Origin of the sequence: Massilia sp. TWR1-2-2 (genome assembly GCF_049897565.1) — a bacterium.
Classification (GTDB): Bacteria; Pseudomonadota; Gammaproteobacteria; order Burkholderiales; family Burkholderiaceae_D; genus JAFCUW01.
The window spans coordinates 1-15932 of the sequence record NZ_JAFCWM010000057.1 but is presented as its reverse complement, the minus strand read 5'-3'; the positions used below and the strand labels follow the sequence as shown (position 1 = coordinate 15932).

Here is a 15932-nt window from a genome sequence, read left to right as displayed (position 1 = left end):
ACCCGGACGAAAGTTCGCCCGGGTCGTTAAAGCAGTAGCGCAGCGCTATCCCGAAAAACGATTGACGAAAAAGACGACTGAGGAAAAAAAAGCTTAACTTAGCGGCATTAGGGTCTGACCCCGGTTGTGTTGGCACCTGTGAATCCGGGGTAGGACGGGGACGCCGAGTCCCAAAAAACGGGTCAGACCCCTGCTGACGCTTGCGGCCGTTGCAGCAGCTCGGCGTGCGCGGCGCGCAGCATCGTTTCGGTCGACGCCCAGTCGATGCAGCCATCCGTCACCGAGCAACCGTACTTGAGCTGCGACAGGTCGGCCGGGATCTTCTGGTTGCCGCCGACGATGTTCGATTCGATCATCACGCCGACCACCGACTTGTTACCGTGCCGGATCTGCTGTACCACGTCAGACATCACCAGCGGCTGCAGCTCCGGCTTCTTGTAGCTGTTCGCGTGGGAGCAGTCGACCACCAGGTTGGCCGGCAGGCCCGCCTTGTGGAGCGCCTGCTCGGCGATCGCCACCGATACCGAATCGTAGTTAGGCCGGCCATCGCCGCCGCGCAGCACCACGTGGCCGTACGCGTTACCGCTGGTGCGCACGATCGACACGCTGCCTTCGCCATTAATGCCGAGGAAAGAGTGCGGATGCGCCGACGACAAAATGGCGTTGATGGCGATGCTGATGTCGCCGTCGGTGCCATTCTTGAAGCCGACCGGCGTCGACAAGCCGGACGACATCTCGCGGTGCGTCTGCGACTCGGTCGTGCGCGCGCCGATCGCGGTCCACGCAATCAGGTCGCCCAGGTACTGCGGCGAAATCGGATCGAGCGCCTCGGTGGCGGTCGGCAGGCCCATTTCGCAGACGTCGAGCAGGAACTGGCGCGCCTTCTGCATGCCTTCGTTGACGCGGAACGAGTCGTCCATGTCCGGATCGTTGATGTAGCCCTTCCAGCCGGTGGTGGTGCGCGGCTTTTCGAAGTACACGCGCATCACCAGCAGCATCGTGTCCTTGACTTCTTCCTGCAGCTTGAGCAGGCGCGCGGCGTAATCGAGGCCGGCCACCGGATCATGGATCGAACAGGGACCGACGACGACGAACATGCGCTTGTCCTTGCGGTCGATGATGTTGCGCAGCGTCGCGCGGCCTTTCATGACGGTGTCGAACGCGCGCTGGCTCAAGGGCAACGCGGCGTGCAGCTCGACCGGGGAAGGCATCCGCCCGAACGAGGTGACGTTGGCATTTTCGACGTTGGTATTTTCGATATCCTGGGTGATCATGTTCCGGCTTCCCTGCGTGACTATGTGCAAGCAGTGTAGCGTTAATCGGCCACAGTTGCAGGCCGGCGGCCAAAATGCCGCCGCCGGCGCACCTGCTCACGGCTGCTGCGGCTCGCTGTCCTCGGGCGCAGTCGCCACCAGCGCGTCGACATTGCCCGCTTCCGAATCTTCGGGCGAGACGGCGATCTGCGCCAGCACTTGCGTATAGAAAGCATCGACGGCCGGCGGCGGCAACGGTGGCAACGGGACGTCGTTGTCGCCCCTGCTGCAGCTGGCCAGCAGCAGCGCGGCGATCAGGCTGAGTTTTTTCATGATGTACTCCTGTTAAGGCTGCCGCGGTGAGCCCGGCGACGGCGTCTTGAGGTAAGGGAAGCTGTCGTCGAACGCGCTGACGTCGAGGAAGGCGCCATCCGTGAACTGCACCGTGCCGGACGGCGCGTCAGCCGGCGCGCAGCCGATATTGAGCGTGCACAGCTTGCCCATGGCAACGCGCAGCTCGATGTCGACGACGTCGTCGCCCGGCCGCCGCCCGTTCGGGAAGCCGGCGTTGTCGCCGCCGATGACACCGAGCCGGTTCTGGGCGCTGGCGACGACCGCGGCGACCGACGTGTTCAGGCGCAACATCTCGGCCGGCGTCACCGTGCGCGGCTGGTTCACGCCGGGAATGCCGGTGAGGAAAGTGGCGACCAGGTCGTTGCTCGGGAAGTTGCGTGGCGCGCGGACGCCGGCGGCGGTGAACAGCGTTTCGATCAGCGCCGGCAGCGTGGGGTTGGTGACGTAGTCGGCGAACTGGGCGTCGGCGGCGGGCTTGCTGTGGTTGAAGCGGTCCTTGTGCTTGAGGCCGATGATGACCTCGTTCACCATCGGCATGCCGAGGCGCGCCACCTGCACCCACGGGCCGCCTTCGAGCGACGCGCCGACGCTGGCGCCAGGCTGCGGATTGAGCAGGCGGCCCTGGCGCAGGCTGGCGGTGGTCCAGCCGCCGATGACCGGCTTGCCGCTGCTGGCCAGGCAGGTGGTCGGCACTTCCAGTTCGAGCGAGGTGACGTTCTTGTCGGCCAGGTCATCGCGCGCGGAACGCTCGGCATTCGGGTTGAACTCGACCGCCGGGAAGCGGTAGTTGACCAGGTCGAACGTCTCACCGAGGTTGACGGCAAACGAGTCCTTGCGCTGGCCGACGAACATGCGCGCCGGCTGGGTGCAGGCGGGAATGTTGATGTTGTAGACGTGGCGGCCGGCGTACGTGCTGTAGTTGGGGATCGACTTGTTGCCGATGTTGTCGACCGGCTTGTCGAAGGCGGTGGCGCCGCCGTCGGCGTTGGTGACGCGCTCGCGAGTGCCAGCGCGGCGGTCGCCGCGGACGCTGGTAACGGTGTAGGTTTCGCGCACGTTGAGTCCGGCTGGATTGGCAGTGTCGATCGGGCCGCCGTTGATGATCAGCGGGATCGACACCTGCTTGCCGCCGACGCTGAACTTGGCGTCCCTGTTGGTGTTGGTGAAGCGGAACTGGAACGTCAGGTCTTCCTTGCCGTCGCCGGTGTTGTCGATGTGGATCTCGTAGAGGGCGTCCGGGTCCATCGAGAAGAAATTCGGGCCGCCGTAGGCATCCTGCAGCGGAATGTAGTTGGCGACCAGCGTGGTGTAGGCGCTGCGCTCCGGCTGGTAGCTGCGGAACAGGTAGAAGTCGGTGGCGTCGACCTTGGGAACGCGGGTGATGAACGGCGCCTCGCGGTGGCTCGACGCCGACGCCGGCGCCGCAACGCCAAGCGCGAGCAGGTTGGCGGCGACGAGTGTGGTGATCGTCGCCATTTTGAATGTTGACATGTCGGCCTCCTCGAATGGTTGGTTAACCCATTCTGGGTCGCGCACGATTGGATGGCCTTGGCCGCGCATCAGCTACGCGAGAAGAAAAGGCGCGTGTCGGTGTAAGCTTGGGACTATGAATACATTACAAGAGAAATTCGCGGCAGCCTACCTGATCAAGGAGATCGGCCGCGGCAAGAACGGCTCGCGCAGCATGTCGCGCGATGACGCGCGCGCGCTGTACGCGGCCATGCTGGACGGGCGCGTGTCCGACCTCGAAATGGGCGCCGTCGTGATGGCAATGCGCATCAAGGGCGAGTCGGTCGACGAGATCGGCGGCTTTCTCGATGCGTCCGAAGCTTCCCTTGCGCTGCTGCCGGCCCCGCAAGGTGATTACGCGCCGGTGCTGATCCCCAGTTACAACGGCGCGCGCAAGATGGCCAACCTGACCCCGCTGCTGGCAATGCTGCTCGCGCGCGAAGGCGTGCCGGTGCTGGTGCATGGCGTCACGCGCGATCCCGGGCGCGTCACCACCGCCGAAATCCTCGAGGCGATGGGCATGCCGCTCGCCGCCAGCCTGGCCGACATGCAGGCGGCGCACGTGCAGCGCCAGCCGAGCTTCTTGCCGATCGAGGTGCTGGCGCCGAAAATGGCGCGCCTGCTGGCGCTGCGCCGCGTGCTTGGCGTGCGCAACTCGACGCACACGCTGGTGAAGATTTTGCAACCGTTCCAGGGGCCGGCCTTGCGCCTGGTGTCGTACACCCATCCCGAGTATCTGGAAATGCTGGGCGAATATTTCATCGGTGCGGCGCCGCCAGAGCGTGGCGACGCTTTCCTGATGCGTGGCACCGAGGGCGAAACGGTCGCCAATGCCAACCGCGCCCAGCAGATCGACTGGTTTCATGGCGGTGAACGCACCATCCTGGTGCAGCGGGACGCACCAACGGACGACTTGGCGGAGGCGCCGGCCGACCGCGATGCGGCCACCACCGCGGCCTGGATTACCCGCGCGCTGCGGGGTGAAGAGCCGGTGCCGGCCTCGATCACGGCGCAAGTGGCACAGTGCTTGCTAGTTTCAAAGGCATTACAAGCGAACACGGGCGGGCATCATGGAGAGCACAGGTAAGGTATGGCTGGTGGGCGCGGGGCCTGGCGATCCTGAACAATTGACGCTGAAAGCGGTGAAGGCGATTGCCGGCGCCGACGTGCTGCTGGTCGATGACCTCGTCAACGCGGACATCCTCGCGCACGCGCCGGCGTCGGCGCGCGTGATTCACGTCGGCAAGCGCGGCGGCTGCAAGTCGACGGCGCAGGCGTTCATCGAGCGGCTGATGGTGTCCGAGGCGCAAGCCGGGCGGCGCGTCGTGCGGCTCAAGGGCGGCGATCCGTTCGTCTTCGGGCGCGGTGGGGAAGAGCGCGCGTTTCTGATGGCGTCCGGCGTCGAGGTCGAAGTCGTCAACGGCATCAGCAGCGGGCTGGCGGCGCCGTCGGCGATCGGCGTGCCGCTGACGCACCGCGACTGGAGCTCGGGCGCGATCTTCGTCACCGGGCACGAGCGGCAGGATGAGCACGGCGCCGCGCGCACGCCGGACTGGGGCCTGCTGGCCCAGACCGGGCTGACGCTGGTGATCTATATGGGCGTGGCCAGGTGCCTGCAGATCCAGGCGGCGCTGCTGGCCGGCGGCAAGGCCGGCACGACGCCGGTGGCGGTGATCGAGTCGGCCACCGGCAGCGGCCAAGCGCATCTCTTGACAACGCTGGCCGCGCTGGCGGACGACCTGTTGCTGTCTGGACTGGGCAGCCCGAGCATCATCGTCGTCGGCGACGTGGTGCGCTGCGCCGATGTGGCCGGCAATCCCAGGCAGGCCGAAGCCGTAGGCTGATCGATCTGTCGCACTTGCCTCCGCGCAGTTTACAATCACGCTTTAAGTGATCAGCGGAATCGGCAGCAACCATGGCAAAACAATTTGATGTAGCGGTGATCGGCGCCGGCGCCGCCGGCATGATGTGCGCGGCCGTCGCGGCCCAGCGCGGCAAGCGCGTCGTGCTGATCGACCACGCCGAGAAGCTGGCCGAAAAGATCCGCATCTCCGGCGGCGGCCGCTGCAATTTCACCAACGTGAACACGGCGCCGGCCAATTTCCTGTCGGCCAACCCGCACTTCGCCAAGAGCGCGTTGTCGCGCTACACGCCGAGCGACTTCATCGCGCTGGTCAAGAAACACCGCATCGGCTACCACGAGAAGCACCGCGGCCAGCTGTTCTGCGACGAATCGGCCGAACAGATCATCCAGATGCTCAAGGCCGAGTGCGCCGCCGGCGGCGTCGAATGGCGCATGCCGACCAAGGTCGAATCGGTCGAGCAATTCCCCGAACGCTTCCTGCTGTCGACCGACACCGGCGACATCGATGCCGACAACGTCGTCATCGCCACCGGCGGCCTGTCGATCCCGAAGATCGGCGCCACCGACTTCGGCTACCAGCTCGCCACCCAGTTCGGCCTCGCGCTGGTCGAGCCGCGCCCTGGCCTGGTGCCGCTGACCTTCGACGGCCCGAGCTGGGAAACGTTCGCGCCGCTGGCCGGCATCGCCCTCGAAGTGGAAGTCGAAACGGGTTCCGGCAAGGGCAAGACCGCGCTCAAGGGCAAGTTCCGCGAAGACCTGCTGTTCACCCACCGCGGCCTGTCCGGCCCGGCCATCCTGCAAATTTCCAGCTACTGGACGCCCGGCACGCCGATTATCGTCAACCTGCTGCCCGACATGGACGTGGCGGAAACGCTGATCGAAGGCAAGGGCACGTTCAAGAAGCAGATGGGCAACGTGCTGTCGCAATGGCTGCCCGCGCGCCTGGCCGAAGGCTTGCTCGACGCCAACGGCATCGCCCTCGACGCGCGCCTGGCCGACATGCAGGACGCCAGGCTGCGCAAGCTGGGCGACGCCATCAACCGCTGGTCGATCGTGCCGGCCGGCTCGGAAGGCTACCGCAAGGCCGAAGTGACCCTGGGCGGCGTCGACACGCGCGAACTGTCGCAGCAAACGATGATGGCGACCAAGGTGCCGGGTCTGTATTTCATCGGCGAAGCGGTCGACGTCACTGGCTGGCTGGGCGGCTACAATTTCCAGTGGGCATGGGCGTCAGCGGTGGCGGCGGGCACCGCGATTGCCTAGCGGCGCGGGGCAAAAGCGGGCCCGGCGCATGTGGCTGTCTCGAAACAGCTTGGCGAAAAGCTTCCCCTGCTTGCCAAATGCTGCTAGAATCTCGTTCTTCCCCTAATCTAACGGTTTGATTTTTACATGACCACTATTCGCCTTAAAGAAAACGAGCCGTTCGAAGTCGCAATGCGTCGCTTCAAGCGCACCATCGAAAAAACCGGTCTGCTGACAGAACTGCGCGCACGCGAGTTCTACGAAAAGCCAACGGCTGAGCGCAAGCGCAAGCTGGCAGCTGCTGTGAAGCGTCATTACAAGCGCATTCGCAGCCAACAACTGCCTAAGAAATTATTCTAAGATAGCTGGTCCAGTGATCCGGTACGGCGATGGCCTGTCCGGATTCATGGTCTGATGCGTCGCAGGCCCGCTCCGGTTTACCGCAGCGGGTTTTGCTATTTATAGCTTTCGAAACGAGGATGACATGAGCTTGAAAGAACAGATCACCGACGACATGAAAGCGGCGATGCGCGCCAAAGCGGCGGGCAAGCTGGGCACGATTCGCCTGATCATCGCCGAAATCAAGCGCAAGGAAGTCGACGAGCGCATCGACGTCAACGACGACCAGGCGCTGGCGATCATCGAAAAGATGATCAAGCAGCGCAAGGATTCGATCGCCCAGTTCGAGGCGGGCAACCGTTCCGACCTGGCCGACATCGAAAAAGCCGAGCTGGTCGTGCTGGAGGCCTACATGCCGGCCGGCCTGTCGGAAGCGCAGATCAGCGCGGCGGTCGCCGACGCCGTGGCCGCCTCCGGCGCCGCGGGCCCGCAGGACATGGGCAAGGTCATGGCGATCATCAAGCCGAAAATGCCAAAAGGTACCGACATGGGTCTGGTATCGACCATGATCAAAAAGGCGCTGTCCGGCGCCTGAGGTTGGGGTCAGACCCGGTTTTGCTTTCAAAGGGTCGGACCCCGGGCCAACGCGTCAGTTGTTTTAAGTCAACCTGACGCGGTCCCGGCGGTATAGTCTGACTTTAGACAAAGACTGTTCATCCAACGTGATTCCACAATCATTTATTACCGATTTGCTTAACCGGGTCGACATCGTCGACGTGGTCGGTCGCTACGTCCAGCTGAAAAAGGGCGGCGCCAACTTCATGGGCCTGTGCCCGTTCCACAACGAAAAGTCCCCCAGCTTCACGGTCAGCCCGACCAAGCAGTTTTACCACTGCTTCGGCTGCGGCGCGCATGGCACGTCGATCGGCTTCCTGATCGAATACTCCGGCATGGGCTTCGTCGACGCGGTCAAAGACCTGGCGCAGAACGTCGGCATGGTGGTGCCCGACGCGGACGACAAGATTCCGCCGGCGCAGCGCGCGGCCATCCAGGCCCAGGCAATGGCGCTGACCGATGCCATGACCCAGGCCAGCGACTTTTACCGCGGCCAGCTGCGCGGCGCCGACAACGCCATCGCCTACCTGAAGAACCGCGGCCTGACCGGCGAAGTGGCCGCTCGCTTCAGCATGGGCTACGCGCCGAGCGGCTGGGACGGCCTGAAAGCGGTGTTCCCCGATTACGATGCGCTGGCGCTGGTGGAGTCGGGCCTGGTCATCGACAAGGTCGACGAGGACGGCAGCAACAAGAAGCGCTACGACCGTTTCCGCGAACGCATCATGTTCCCGATCCGCAACACCAAAGGCCAGGTCATCGGCTTTGGCGGGCGCGTGCTCGACCAGGGCGAACCGAAATACCTGAACTCGCCGGAAACGCCGTTGTTTCAAAAAGGTTACGAGCTGTACGGCCTGTTCGAAGCGCGCCAGGCGATCCGCGACGCCGGCTACGTGCTGGTGACCGAAGGTTACATGGACGTGGTGGCGCTGGCGCAGCTGGGCTTTCCGCAAGCGGTGGCCACGCTCGGCACCGCCTGCACATCGACCCACGTGCAAAAACTGTTGCGCCAGACCGACACCGTGATCTTCAGCTTTGACGGCGACCGCGCCGGGCGCAAGGCCGCCCGCCGTGCACTGGAAGCGTGCCTGCCGCAGGTAACGGACAACAAGACCATCAAGTTCCTGTTCCTGCCGAGCGAGCACGACCCGGACAGCTTCGTGCGCGAGCGCGGCTTCGAGGCGTTCGAGCAAGAAATCCACGAGGCCATGCCGCTGTCGCAATTTCTGCTGCGCGAAGCGGCCGGCGAGCACGATCTGTCCACGCCGGAAGGACGCGCCCGCGCCCAGTTCGACGCGAAGCCGCTGCTGCAATCGATGGCGCCGTCGTCGCTGCGCCTGCAGATCGTGCGCGGCCTGGCCAGCATCACCCAGTCAACCCCGGCCGAGATTGAAGCGTTATTTGAACTGGCCAAGCCGGTATCGGTCGCGCGCCGGGCGCCACCGCGCCAGGGGCGCCCGCAACCGGTGGGGCTGGAGTTGCAGATCCTGCGTCATCTTGTGGCCCACCCGCCACTGTGCGTGGAGCTCGACGATGCGGCATTGCAGTCTTTCGACCACTTCGGCCCCGAGTCGGCCGAGCGGTTGCGCCAATTGGTGGCGGCCGGACAGGCGCTCGGACCGAACGGCGGCTTCGCGGCGTTGTCTCAGCAATTGAAGGAATCGAGCGTGGAATACGACTCGTTGATCGCCGAGATCGCTTCCGAGCCGGAATCGGACGTCGACAGCGTCAAGATGTGGCTCGTCGCCACCGTGAGGCAGCTCAAGGCCGATGCATTAAAACGGGAGTTGAACCAGTTGTTTTCAAAGGGACTGACCTCAGATCAGATAGGTATCCGGTACCGCGAAATCACGGCGATCCAGAACCAGCTGAAAGCGGAAGAAGATGCGGAAAAAGCTGCCCGTTGAGGATGGGATGTTGCTCTCGTTCAAGGGGTTGCCGAGACTGGAAAAAGTTGGGGTGCGTGCTATAATAAAACGATAAGTATTGTGTTCTTACAAAGCGTTTTGTCGTTTCGCGTGGGCACAGTATCTTCGACAGTCAGGCTCTTGATCGGCGCGCGAGATGGCGCCGGCGGCCAGGGCCGGCTTGGGTTGCGAACAGGGCGTTTTGCCCTCGGAAGGCGAACATCAGTTCGCTCCGCAACCACGTGGTCTACGCCCCCATCCGCCGCTGTTCTGCAGGGAAATACTTCTGCGGAAAACGGCAGCGTGGAGGGTGCCTGCAGGATGCAGTGAAGATGGTTGAATGCGGTAGTGCCGGGTGGGCCTGCGAGGGCCGGCCAGGAGACGTAGGCCCGCAAGGGCGGCAACAAACTTACTCTATAGTCGTTGTGACATCGAAAGCGCCTGTGCCAATCAAGAAACCCGAATCCCAAGTGGTTGAAACGCCAATCAAAATGTCCGCCAAAGCAGACAAAGCGCAAGACAAGGCCGAAGCGCGCGCGCCGACCGCGCCTGTCTCGGGCACGCCTGCCGTTAGCCAGACCACCGACGCCGCCACCCTGGCGGCGATCGACACGTCCGGCTACGTCTTGCCGTCGGTGAAGGTGCCCGGCCGGCGCGGCCGCAAGCCGAAAGAATTCCAGCCCGAGAACGACGAAGTCGCCGCGCTCAACGCCGTCGAGCGTGCCGAACTGAAGGCCGTCGACAAGGCCAAGGCGAAGGACCGCAAGGCCAAGGAAAAGGCGTTGCTGAAAGACGCGTTCTCGTCGGATACCGAAGCGAGCGAGGAGGAACTCGAGCGCCGCCGCAACAAACTGAAGACCCTGATCAAGTTCGGCAAGGAACGTGGCTTCCTCACGTACGCCGAGATCAACGACCACCTGCCCGAGAACATCGTCGATCCGGAAGCGATCGAAGGCATCATCGGCACCTTCAACGACATGGGCATCGCCGTCTACGAGCACGCGCCGGACGCCGAGTCGCTGCTGCTGACCGACAACGTTGCCACCGTCACCAGCGACGACGAAGCCGAAGCGGCCGCCGAAGCGGCGCTGTCGACGGTCGACTCCGACTTTGGCCGCACCACCGACCCGGTCCGCATGTACATGCGCGAGATGGGCTCGGTCGAGCTGCTGACCCGCGAAGGCGAGATCGAAATTGCCAAGCGCATCGAAGACGGCCTGAAGGACATGATCCAGGCCATTTCCGCCTGCCCGGTGACGATCGCCGAAATCATTTCCGCCGCCATCCGCATCCAGAACGACGAAACCAAGATCGACGAAATCGTCGACGGCATGGTCGATTCGGAAGACGGTCCGGCCGTCGTGGCGCCGCCGGCGGCGTCGGATGACGACGATGACGACGAAGAAGGTGACGAAGAGGAAGAAGTCGAAGAAGAGGAAAACAATGCATCGGGCGCGGCCGGTTTCTCGGCGGAGCAACTCGAAGCGCTGAAGGTGCAGGCGCTCGAGAAGTTCGAGATCATCTCGGTGCAGTTCGACAAGATGCGCAAGGCGTTCGAGAAGGACGGCTACAACTCGAAAGCCTACGTCAAGGCGCAGGAGACCATTTCCAACGAGCTGCTCGGCATTCGCTTCACGGCCAAAGTCGTCGAGAAACTGTGCGACACCTTGCGCGGCCAGGTCGACGAAGTGCGCCACATCGAAAAACAGATTCTCGACGTCGCGGTGAACAAGTGCGGCATGCCGCGCGCCCACTTCATCAAGGTATTCCCGGGCAACGAGACGAACCTGGAATGGGTCGACGGCGAAGTCAACGCGGGCCACGCGTACAGCGCCATCCTCGGCCGCAACATCCCGACCATCAGGGAACTGCAGCAGCGCCTGATCGACCTGCAAGCGCGCGTCGTGCTGCCGCTGCCGGACCTGCGCAACATCAACCGCCAGATGGCGGCCGGCGAAATGAAGGCGCGCAAGGCCAAGCGCGAAATGACCGAGGCCAACTTACGCCTGGTAATTTCGATCGCCAAGAAATACACCAACCGCGGCCTGCAATTCCTCGACCTGATCCAGGAAGGCAACATCGGCCTGATGAAGGCGGTCGACAAGTTTGAATATCGCCGCGGCTACAAGTTTTCGACGTACGCCACGTGGTGGATCCGCCAGGCGATCACCCGTTCGATCGCCGACCAGGCGCGCACGATCCGTATTCCCGTGCACATGATCGAGACGATCAACAAGATGAACCGCATCTCGCGCCAGATCTTGCAGGAAACCGGCGCCGAGCCCGATCCGGCAACGCTGGCGATCAAGATGGAAATGCCGGAAGACAAAATCCGAAAGATCATGAAGATCGCCAAAGAGCCGATCTCGATGGAAACGCCGATTGGCGATGATGACGACTCCCACCTGGGCGACTTCATCGAAGACAACAATACGCTGGCGCCATCGGATGCCGCCTTGCACGCGTCGATGCGCGGCGTCGTCAAGGACGTGCTCGATTCGCTGACCCCGCGCGAGGCAAAGGTGCTGCGCATGCGCTTCGGCATCGAGATGTCGACTGACCACACACTGGAAGAAGTGGGCAAGCAGTTCGACGTCACGCGCGAGCGTATCCGCCAGATCGAAGCGAAGGCGCTGCGCAAGCTGCGTCACCCATCGCGCTCCGACAAGCTGAAGAGCTTCCTCGAAGGAAACTAAGGCTTGACGGCGTGAGGGCAAAAGCAATATCCTCTCGCCACTTCGTTCCGGACCTGTGCCGGACGGTGGCGAGATGCGTATCTCCCGCCGCACCCATTTCGGGCCTCTAGCTCATGCTTGGTTAGAGCAGCGGACTCATAATCCGTTGGTGCCGTGTTCGACTCACGGGAGGCCCACCAGATTTTCTACGTACAATCAAAGGGTTGGCTCGATGCCCGCCCTTTTTTTTCGTCCGCGACCTCATCCGTTTGTGTCAGTATTGTGGCTTTTAGTATCTTGCCGACAATTTCTGCGTGAAGTGACATCTGCGCTGGACCCAAGTGTGCATAGCGCCGGACCATATCTGCCGACTTCCAACCACCCATTTCCTGCAGGTCGTACATCGGCGTGCCATTCTGGATCAGCCAGCTCGCCCAGGTGTGACGAAGGTCGTGCCAGCGGAAATTCTGTATCCCGGCTCGAGCGACGGCATCGCGCCAGCTCTTCGTGTTGACCTGGCTAATCGGATGCCCAGCGCGAGTGAACACACGAGTTGGATGTTTGCCGAGCTGCCGCTGCAATAACTCAACGGCAAACTGGCTCAGCGATACGTGGATGTCCTCGCCATTTTTGGCTTCGTCGGCCGGAATCCAAGCCGTTCTGCGAACGAGGTCGACCTGCTCCCAGGTCAACTTGTGCACATTCGATTGGCGCAGCCCCGTTGCAAGAGCAAGCAGCGTTAAGTCTTGCTGGTGCGGCATCAACTCCGCCATCAACGCCTGGACCTGCTCTGGGGTTATCCATCGAACGCGCCGGCGCACTTCTTTGTACATCTTTACCTTGGGCGCCTTGTCGATCCATTCCCATTCGTCCCTGGCGCGTCGGAGGATCGCCCTCATCAGCGCCATATAGCGGTTTGCCGTCGAAGCGCTGGCTTCGATGCGTTTGCGTTCTGCGATCGCAATGAGTTGGTCGCGGGTGATCGACGTGAGCAGTTTGCCGCGAAAGAACTGATGCAACCATCCGATCTTTGCGACGTCGTCATTGTGAGAACGTTTGTGCTTCGTTTCCATAATCCATTTGTACGCTGCGTCGTCCCAGGTGTACTTGGGTTTTTCGCCTAGCTTCTCCACGCGCCAGCTTTCAGCCTTTAGCTGGTCGTGGAAATTTTCCGCCGATTTTTTGTCACTTGTTTGAGTAGAGCGTCTAACTCGCTCTCCTGACGGGGTTGTAAATCAGACCCACCAGGTATTGCTGCGTTTGTAGAGTGACATGATGCTTGCTCCTTTCTAAGTGTCACTTGCAACGCTTGCCGACTTTCAGAATAATTCGCACGAATGAAGTCAACAAGGTCATCCTCTAGAAAAACCCATGCGCGGCCGATTTTTGCCGCAGGAAGCCGACCTTGCTTGGCGCGCTTCCTAACCTCCTCGCGGTGCATATGCAGGAATGTGCTTGCCTGAGCCAGGTTCAATGTGTCCATGTGGTAACTATATTTTCAAACGAGAAAGGAATCGCCATCTATATTGGATTGCTATTTTGATATCAAAATTGACCAGCCGCAGCGGTAGTGCTGCCGGGTTTTGCTATTTGATAAGAAATAATGCTGAGCTCGTATCCAGTTGCGACATCGAGTGGCAGTAGCGACTCGCCGCAGGCGGAGTTCGGTGGCAACAGCAGCAGGCGAGTGAAACGAACCCGCCGTCGGACGATTTTGCATCGTGGGCCAACGCGCGTTACGCGACCATCCTAAAGCCGTTCATGTGCAGGCAATCAACCAGTCCACGATCTGCCGGCAGGGGCGATTTGAGCCGAGCGAAGGCGAGGTCGCCCGCGAGGGCGAACCCCTGCGCGTCTCCGGCGCTCCTCCAGAGCGACGGCTGGGGGGCTCAAAGCTGGGCGTCGAGGCCGATTATTTTTGGCACCATTACCTGTGGCGCGTCCGCGGCAGCGACATTAGATTTTCTGCTCTGACCTGCGGCGGCGGTCGGCACCGTCCACCCGGGCCGCCTCGCGCCGCGTGGCATCACGGCTAATCGCCGCGGCCCTCACTTCGGCGCCGAACGCCTCAGCTTGGGCTGCCCGCTCGCGCGCCGCGTCGAGCTTCGCTTCAAGAACGGCGGCCTCCTGTGTCGCGGCCGTCCGATCCTGGTGTTCGGTTTTTAATTCCTCGCGCAGCGCTGCGAGATCGGCTTCCAGGCGAGGCATCGCTTCAAGCCGAAGCAGCGCCTTGGCCAGATCGATGCGGGCCTTGGCGGCGTCCTCACGCTCGTTCCTTGTCTCGCGCCTGGCGTGGGTCAGTTCGCCCTCCGTTTGCGCGATCCGCCCCTGCAATGTCGCCAGATCGGCGCGCAGTACGACCTCGGCCTGGATCCTATCCTCGATATCTGCCCCTTGGCGTTCGTTCTCGATCGCCAGATCCGCCATCTCCTGCCGCTGCTCCGCCAACGTGGATTCGAGCAGTGCCTTCGCGGTGGCCAGCTCCTGCGCCATGAAGTCCAGGATTGCCCGCTGCAGGACCGGCGGCAGCGTGAGCGGCTGCACCAGCTGACGCTCCTGGGTGGCCTTCCATTCCTGTAGCAATCGGTTGATCGTGCCCATGCTGCCGGTGTTGCCGAGCCGCTCACGCAGCGTGCGCGACGAAGGCCTGATATTGGCGGCGCACATGGCATCGGCGGCGGCGGCGACCTGTTCGTACGTGATCTTGGCTTCGCGTCCCATTCGAATCCCCGTTATGAATCGTTACGTTACGATCGATCATCAAGTCGAAACGTAAACCGGTTGTTGAGCAATATCAGGGCGTTGTGAAATTTCGATGCGTTATGGTTTGTTACGTTATGCGTTACGTTACGATAAAGGGCCTACTGCGGCGCGTACCCGCCGCTATTGGTGACGTCATCTCTGTGCTTGGCTAACTGCTTGGGCCCGCCCGCTGACGAGCACTCAAGTGGAGCCATTCGGACGGGGCGGATTGGCGCCCCGTTTTCTCCTTGGCTCATCAGGGAAAAAGCCCTGCCGACAACGTCGGTTTAAAGCCTGGCTCGCTGAGGCTGCCGCTAGCGGAGGGTCGGAACCTTGGCCAATCGTAATATCCGGCCGGATCACGACTTTAAGATGACCTGTGTGAACCACATACTATGCGCAACTTGCGTATAGTTCGAAGTTCACTTAGGTATAATGAGATGCGAGCCACTTTTGTCGAACTACCTCCGTTTCTCCGCCATCGCGCGGACTATCTCGACGACCAGGCCTATCGTGAATTACAGAATGAATTGATGAAGCATCCTGAGGCACGGGATGTTATTGCCGGTACAGGCGGGCTGCGGAAGCTTCGTTACGCCGATCGTAGCCGCGGCAAGGGTAAGCGTGGCGGGTTGCGGGTGATTTACTACTGGCGCGTCGCTGCCGAACAGTTCTGGCTGTTCACTCTGTACGATAAGGATGAGGCTGCCGATTTGTCAACGGCTGAGCGAAAGGCACTCTCCGCTATGCTGAACCGTGAAATGGAAGCAAGGAGTAAAAAATGACCAAACGGAATTTGTTCGCGGAGCTGGAAGAGGGCTTCGACGCACTTGCTGGTGAGCGGGAAGGCAAGGTCACGCTCCGAAAGGACACGGTCGAGTACAGGCCCGCCCTGGAAATGACTGCGGCCGAGGTTATTCGGGTCCGTACCAAACTCAACGTATCGCAGCCTGTTTTCGCACGACGGTTCAGGACCGAAGCGAAGACGATCGCTAACTGGGAGCAGGGTCGGTCCAAACCCAACGCCCAGGCAGCGATTCTGTTGCGACTGGTGGATCTTCATCCCGAGTTGCTCGACGAGATCGCCACTTTATAGGTCTTGTGCCGGATCGCTATTCCGCGCTGTTTCACTTCCTGCCACTGTCGCTCGCTGAATTAAGGGCGTGACGCACTGACGGGGATGGAGGCCGCGTCCCACGATATGCGAACATTTTCTGACGAACGGTTGTTGACTAAGACTTGATGGAACGGACTCGTCAAAGCTTAACGAGGCCTGTGCCGAAGTAGCGGTCCCAGTCGTCGGAGTCGAGCGCGATCCCCCTGTGTCAAACTACTGTGAGACAACTTCATCCAGCTAATTAAGGAAGTTGCAATCACATGGAAACCCAGATGTCGCCAGCGGTAAAACATATTGAAGAACGCGAGAGCGCCGAGG

General features: G+C 61.9%; 15 protein-coding genes and 1 tRNA gene. 10 read left to right on the top strand and 6 right to left on the bottom strand.

Going from position 1 to position 15932, the window contains the following annotated elements:
• Positions 1-182: 182 nt before the first annotated feature.
• The 3 genes from ACP7DD_RS25595 to ACP7DD_RS25585 form a co-directional block, all read right to left on the bottom strand.
• On the bottom strand, positions 183-1274 hold the full coding sequence (locus ACP7DD_RS25595; protein ID WP_426178108.1) for a 3-deoxy-7-phosphoheptulonate synthase: 1092 nt from the start codon (positions 1272-1274) through the stop codon (positions 183-185).
• Positions 1275-1370: 96 nt separating this feature from the next.
• Positions 1371-1586: a hypothetical protein gene (locus tag ACP7DD_RS25590; protein WP_426178106.1), complete on the bottom strand. Its 216-nt coding sequence runs from the start codon at positions 1584-1586 to the stop codon at positions 1371-1373.
• A 12-nt stretch (positions 1587-1598) separates the two neighbouring features.
• Positions 1599-3098: a DUF4331 domain-containing protein gene (locus tag ACP7DD_RS25585; RefSeq protein WP_426178105.1), complete on the bottom strand. Its 1500-nt coding sequence runs from the start codon at positions 3096-3098 to the stop codon at positions 1599-1601.
• 115 nt (positions 3099-3213) lie between these two features.
• Here ACP7DD_RS25585 and ybiB point away from each other — a divergent pair, with 115 nt between their 5' ends.
• From ybiB to ACP7DD_RS25545, 8 genes are all read left to right on the top strand, one after another.
• Positions 3214-4203 (top strand): DNA-binding protein YbiB, encoded by a 990-nt coding sequence (gene ybiB, locus ACP7DD_RS25580; RefSeq protein WP_426178103.1) that lies wholly within the window; start codon positions 3214-3216, stop codon positions 4201-4203.
• Entirely contained in the window at positions 4187-4960 is a 774-nt protein-coding gene (cobA, locus tag ACP7DD_RS25575) for a uroporphyrinogen-III C-methyltransferase (protein ID WP_426178101.1), read from the top strand. The genes ybiB and cobA overlap by 17 nt, the downstream gene beginning before the upstream one ends.
• 71 nt (positions 4961-5031) lie before the next feature.
• Positions 5032-6243 carry an NAD(P)/FAD-dependent oxidoreductase gene (locus ACP7DD_RS25570; protein ID WP_426178099.1) on the top strand — a complete coding sequence of 404 codons (1212 nt, stop codon included), beginning with the start codon at positions 5032-5034 and terminating at the stop codon, positions 6241-6243.
• Between the two features lie 126 nt (positions 6244-6369).
• Positions 6370-6582 carry a 30S ribosomal protein S21 gene (rpsU, locus tag ACP7DD_RS25565; protein WP_008451879.1) on the top strand — a complete coding sequence of 71 codons (213 nt, stop codon included), beginning with the start codon at positions 6370-6372 and terminating at the stop codon, positions 6580-6582.
• Between the two features lie 124 nt (positions 6583-6706).
• Positions 6707-7156 carry a GatB/YqeY domain-containing protein gene (locus ACP7DD_RS25560; protein ID WP_426178097.1) on the top strand — a complete coding sequence of 150 codons (450 nt, stop codon included), beginning with the start codon at positions 6707-6709 and terminating at the stop codon, positions 7154-7156.
• A gap of 127 nt (positions 7157-7283) precedes the next feature.
• Positions 7284-9080, top strand: coding sequence for a DNA primase (gene dnaG / locus ACP7DD_RS25555; RefSeq protein WP_426178096.1), 1797 nt, complete (start codon positions 7284-7286; stop codon positions 9078-9080).
• Positions 9081-9571: 491 nt separating this feature from the next.
• Positions 9572-11776 carry an RNA polymerase sigma factor RpoD gene (rpoD, locus tag ACP7DD_RS25550; protein ID WP_426178094.1) on the top strand — a complete coding sequence of 735 codons (2205 nt, stop codon included), beginning with the start codon at positions 9572-9574 and terminating at the stop codon, positions 11774-11776.
• A gap of 100 nt (positions 11777-11876) precedes the next feature.
• Positions 11877-11955: transfer RNA gene (locus ACP7DD_RS25545), tRNA-Ile, on the top strand.
• A gap of 6 nt (positions 11956-11961) precedes the next feature.
• Here the strand turns inward: ACP7DD_RS25545 and ACP7DD_RS25540 are convergent.
• The 3 genes from ACP7DD_RS25540 to ACP7DD_RS25530 form a co-directional block, all read right to left on the bottom strand.
• Positions 11962-12888 carry a tyrosine-type recombinase/integrase gene (locus ACP7DD_RS25540; RefSeq protein WP_426178092.1) on the bottom strand — a complete coding sequence of 309 codons (927 nt, stop codon included), beginning with the start codon at positions 12886-12888 and terminating at the stop codon, positions 11962-11964.
• A 17-nt stretch (positions 12889-12905) separates the two neighbouring features.
• Positions 12906-13238, bottom strand: coding sequence for a helix-turn-helix domain-containing protein (locus tag ACP7DD_RS25535; protein WP_426178091.1), 333 nt, complete (start codon positions 13236-13238; stop codon positions 12906-12908).
• Positions 13239-13711: 473 nt separating this feature from the next.
• Positions 13712-14476: a DNA-binding protein gene (locus ACP7DD_RS25530; RefSeq protein WP_426178089.1), complete on the bottom strand. Its 765-nt coding sequence runs from the start codon at positions 14474-14476 to the stop codon at positions 13712-13714.
• A 461-nt stretch (positions 14477-14937) separates the two neighbouring features.
• On the opposite strand from ACP7DD_RS25530, the gene ACP7DD_RS25525 reads away from it, so the two are divergent.
• Both ACP7DD_RS25525 and ACP7DD_RS25520 read left to right on the top strand, forming a co-directional pair.
• Positions 14938-15282 (top strand): toxin, encoded by a 345-nt coding sequence (locus tag ACP7DD_RS25525; protein ID WP_426178087.1) that lies wholly within the window; start codon positions 14938-14940, stop codon positions 15280-15282.
• On the top strand, positions 15279-15593 hold the full coding sequence (locus tag ACP7DD_RS25520; protein WP_426178085.1) for a helix-turn-helix domain-containing protein: 315 nt from the start codon (positions 15279-15281) through the stop codon (positions 15591-15593). Before ACP7DD_RS25525 ends, ACP7DD_RS25520 begins: the two co-directional genes overlap by 4 nt.
• Positions 15594-15932: the final 339 nt, after the last annotated feature.

Bases quoted from the DNA above. Each gene is read 5' to 3' on its own strand.
- ACP7DD_RS25595 (WP_426178108.1), bottom strand. From the start codon at position 1,274: ATGATCACCCAGGATATCGAAAATACCAACGTCGAAAATGCCAACGTC.
- ACP7DD_RS25590 (WP_426178106.1), bottom strand. From the start codon at position 1,586: ATGAAAAAACTCAGCCTGATCGCCGCGCTGCTGCTGGCCAGCTGCAGC.
- ACP7DD_RS25585 (WP_426178105.1), bottom strand. From the start codon at position 3,098: ATGTCAACATTCAAAATGGCGACGATCACCACACTCGTCGCCGCCAAC.
- ybiB (WP_426178103.1), top strand. From the start codon at position 3,214: ATGAATACATTACAAGAGAAATTCGCGGCAGCCTACCTGATCAAGGAG.
- cobA (WP_426178101.1), top strand. From the start codon at position 4,187: ATGGAGAGCACAGGTAAGGTATGGCTGGTGGGCGCGGGGCCTGGCGAT.
- ACP7DD_RS25570 (WP_426178099.1), top strand. From the start codon at position 5,032: ATGGCAAAACAATTTGATGTAGCGGTGATCGGCGCCGGCGCCGCCGGC.
- rpsU (WP_008451879.1), top strand. From the start codon at position 6,370: ATGACCACTATTCGCCTTAAAGAAAACGAGCCGTTCGAAGTCGCAATG.
- ACP7DD_RS25560 (WP_426178097.1), top strand. From the start codon at position 6,707: ATGAGCTTGAAAGAACAGATCACCGACGACATGAAAGCGGCGATGCGC.
- rpoD (WP_426178094.1), top strand. From the start codon at position 9,572: ATGTCCGCCAAAGCAGACAAAGCGCAAGACAAGGCCGAAGCGCGCGCG.
- ACP7DD_RS25535 (WP_426178091.1), bottom strand. From the start codon at position 13,238: ATGGACACATTGAACCTGGCTCAGGCAAGCACATTCCTGCATATGCAC.
- ACP7DD_RS25530 (WP_426178089.1), bottom strand. From the start codon at position 14,476: ATGGGACGCGAAGCCAAGATCACGTACGAACAGGTCGCCGCCGCCGCC.
- ACP7DD_RS25525 (WP_426178087.1), top strand. From the start codon at position 14,938: ATGCGAGCCACTTTTGTCGAACTACCTCCGTTTCTCCGCCATCGCGCG.
- ACP7DD_RS25520 (WP_426178085.1), top strand. From the start codon at position 15,279: ATGACCAAACGGAATTTGTTCGCGGAGCTGGAAGAGGGCTTCGACGCA.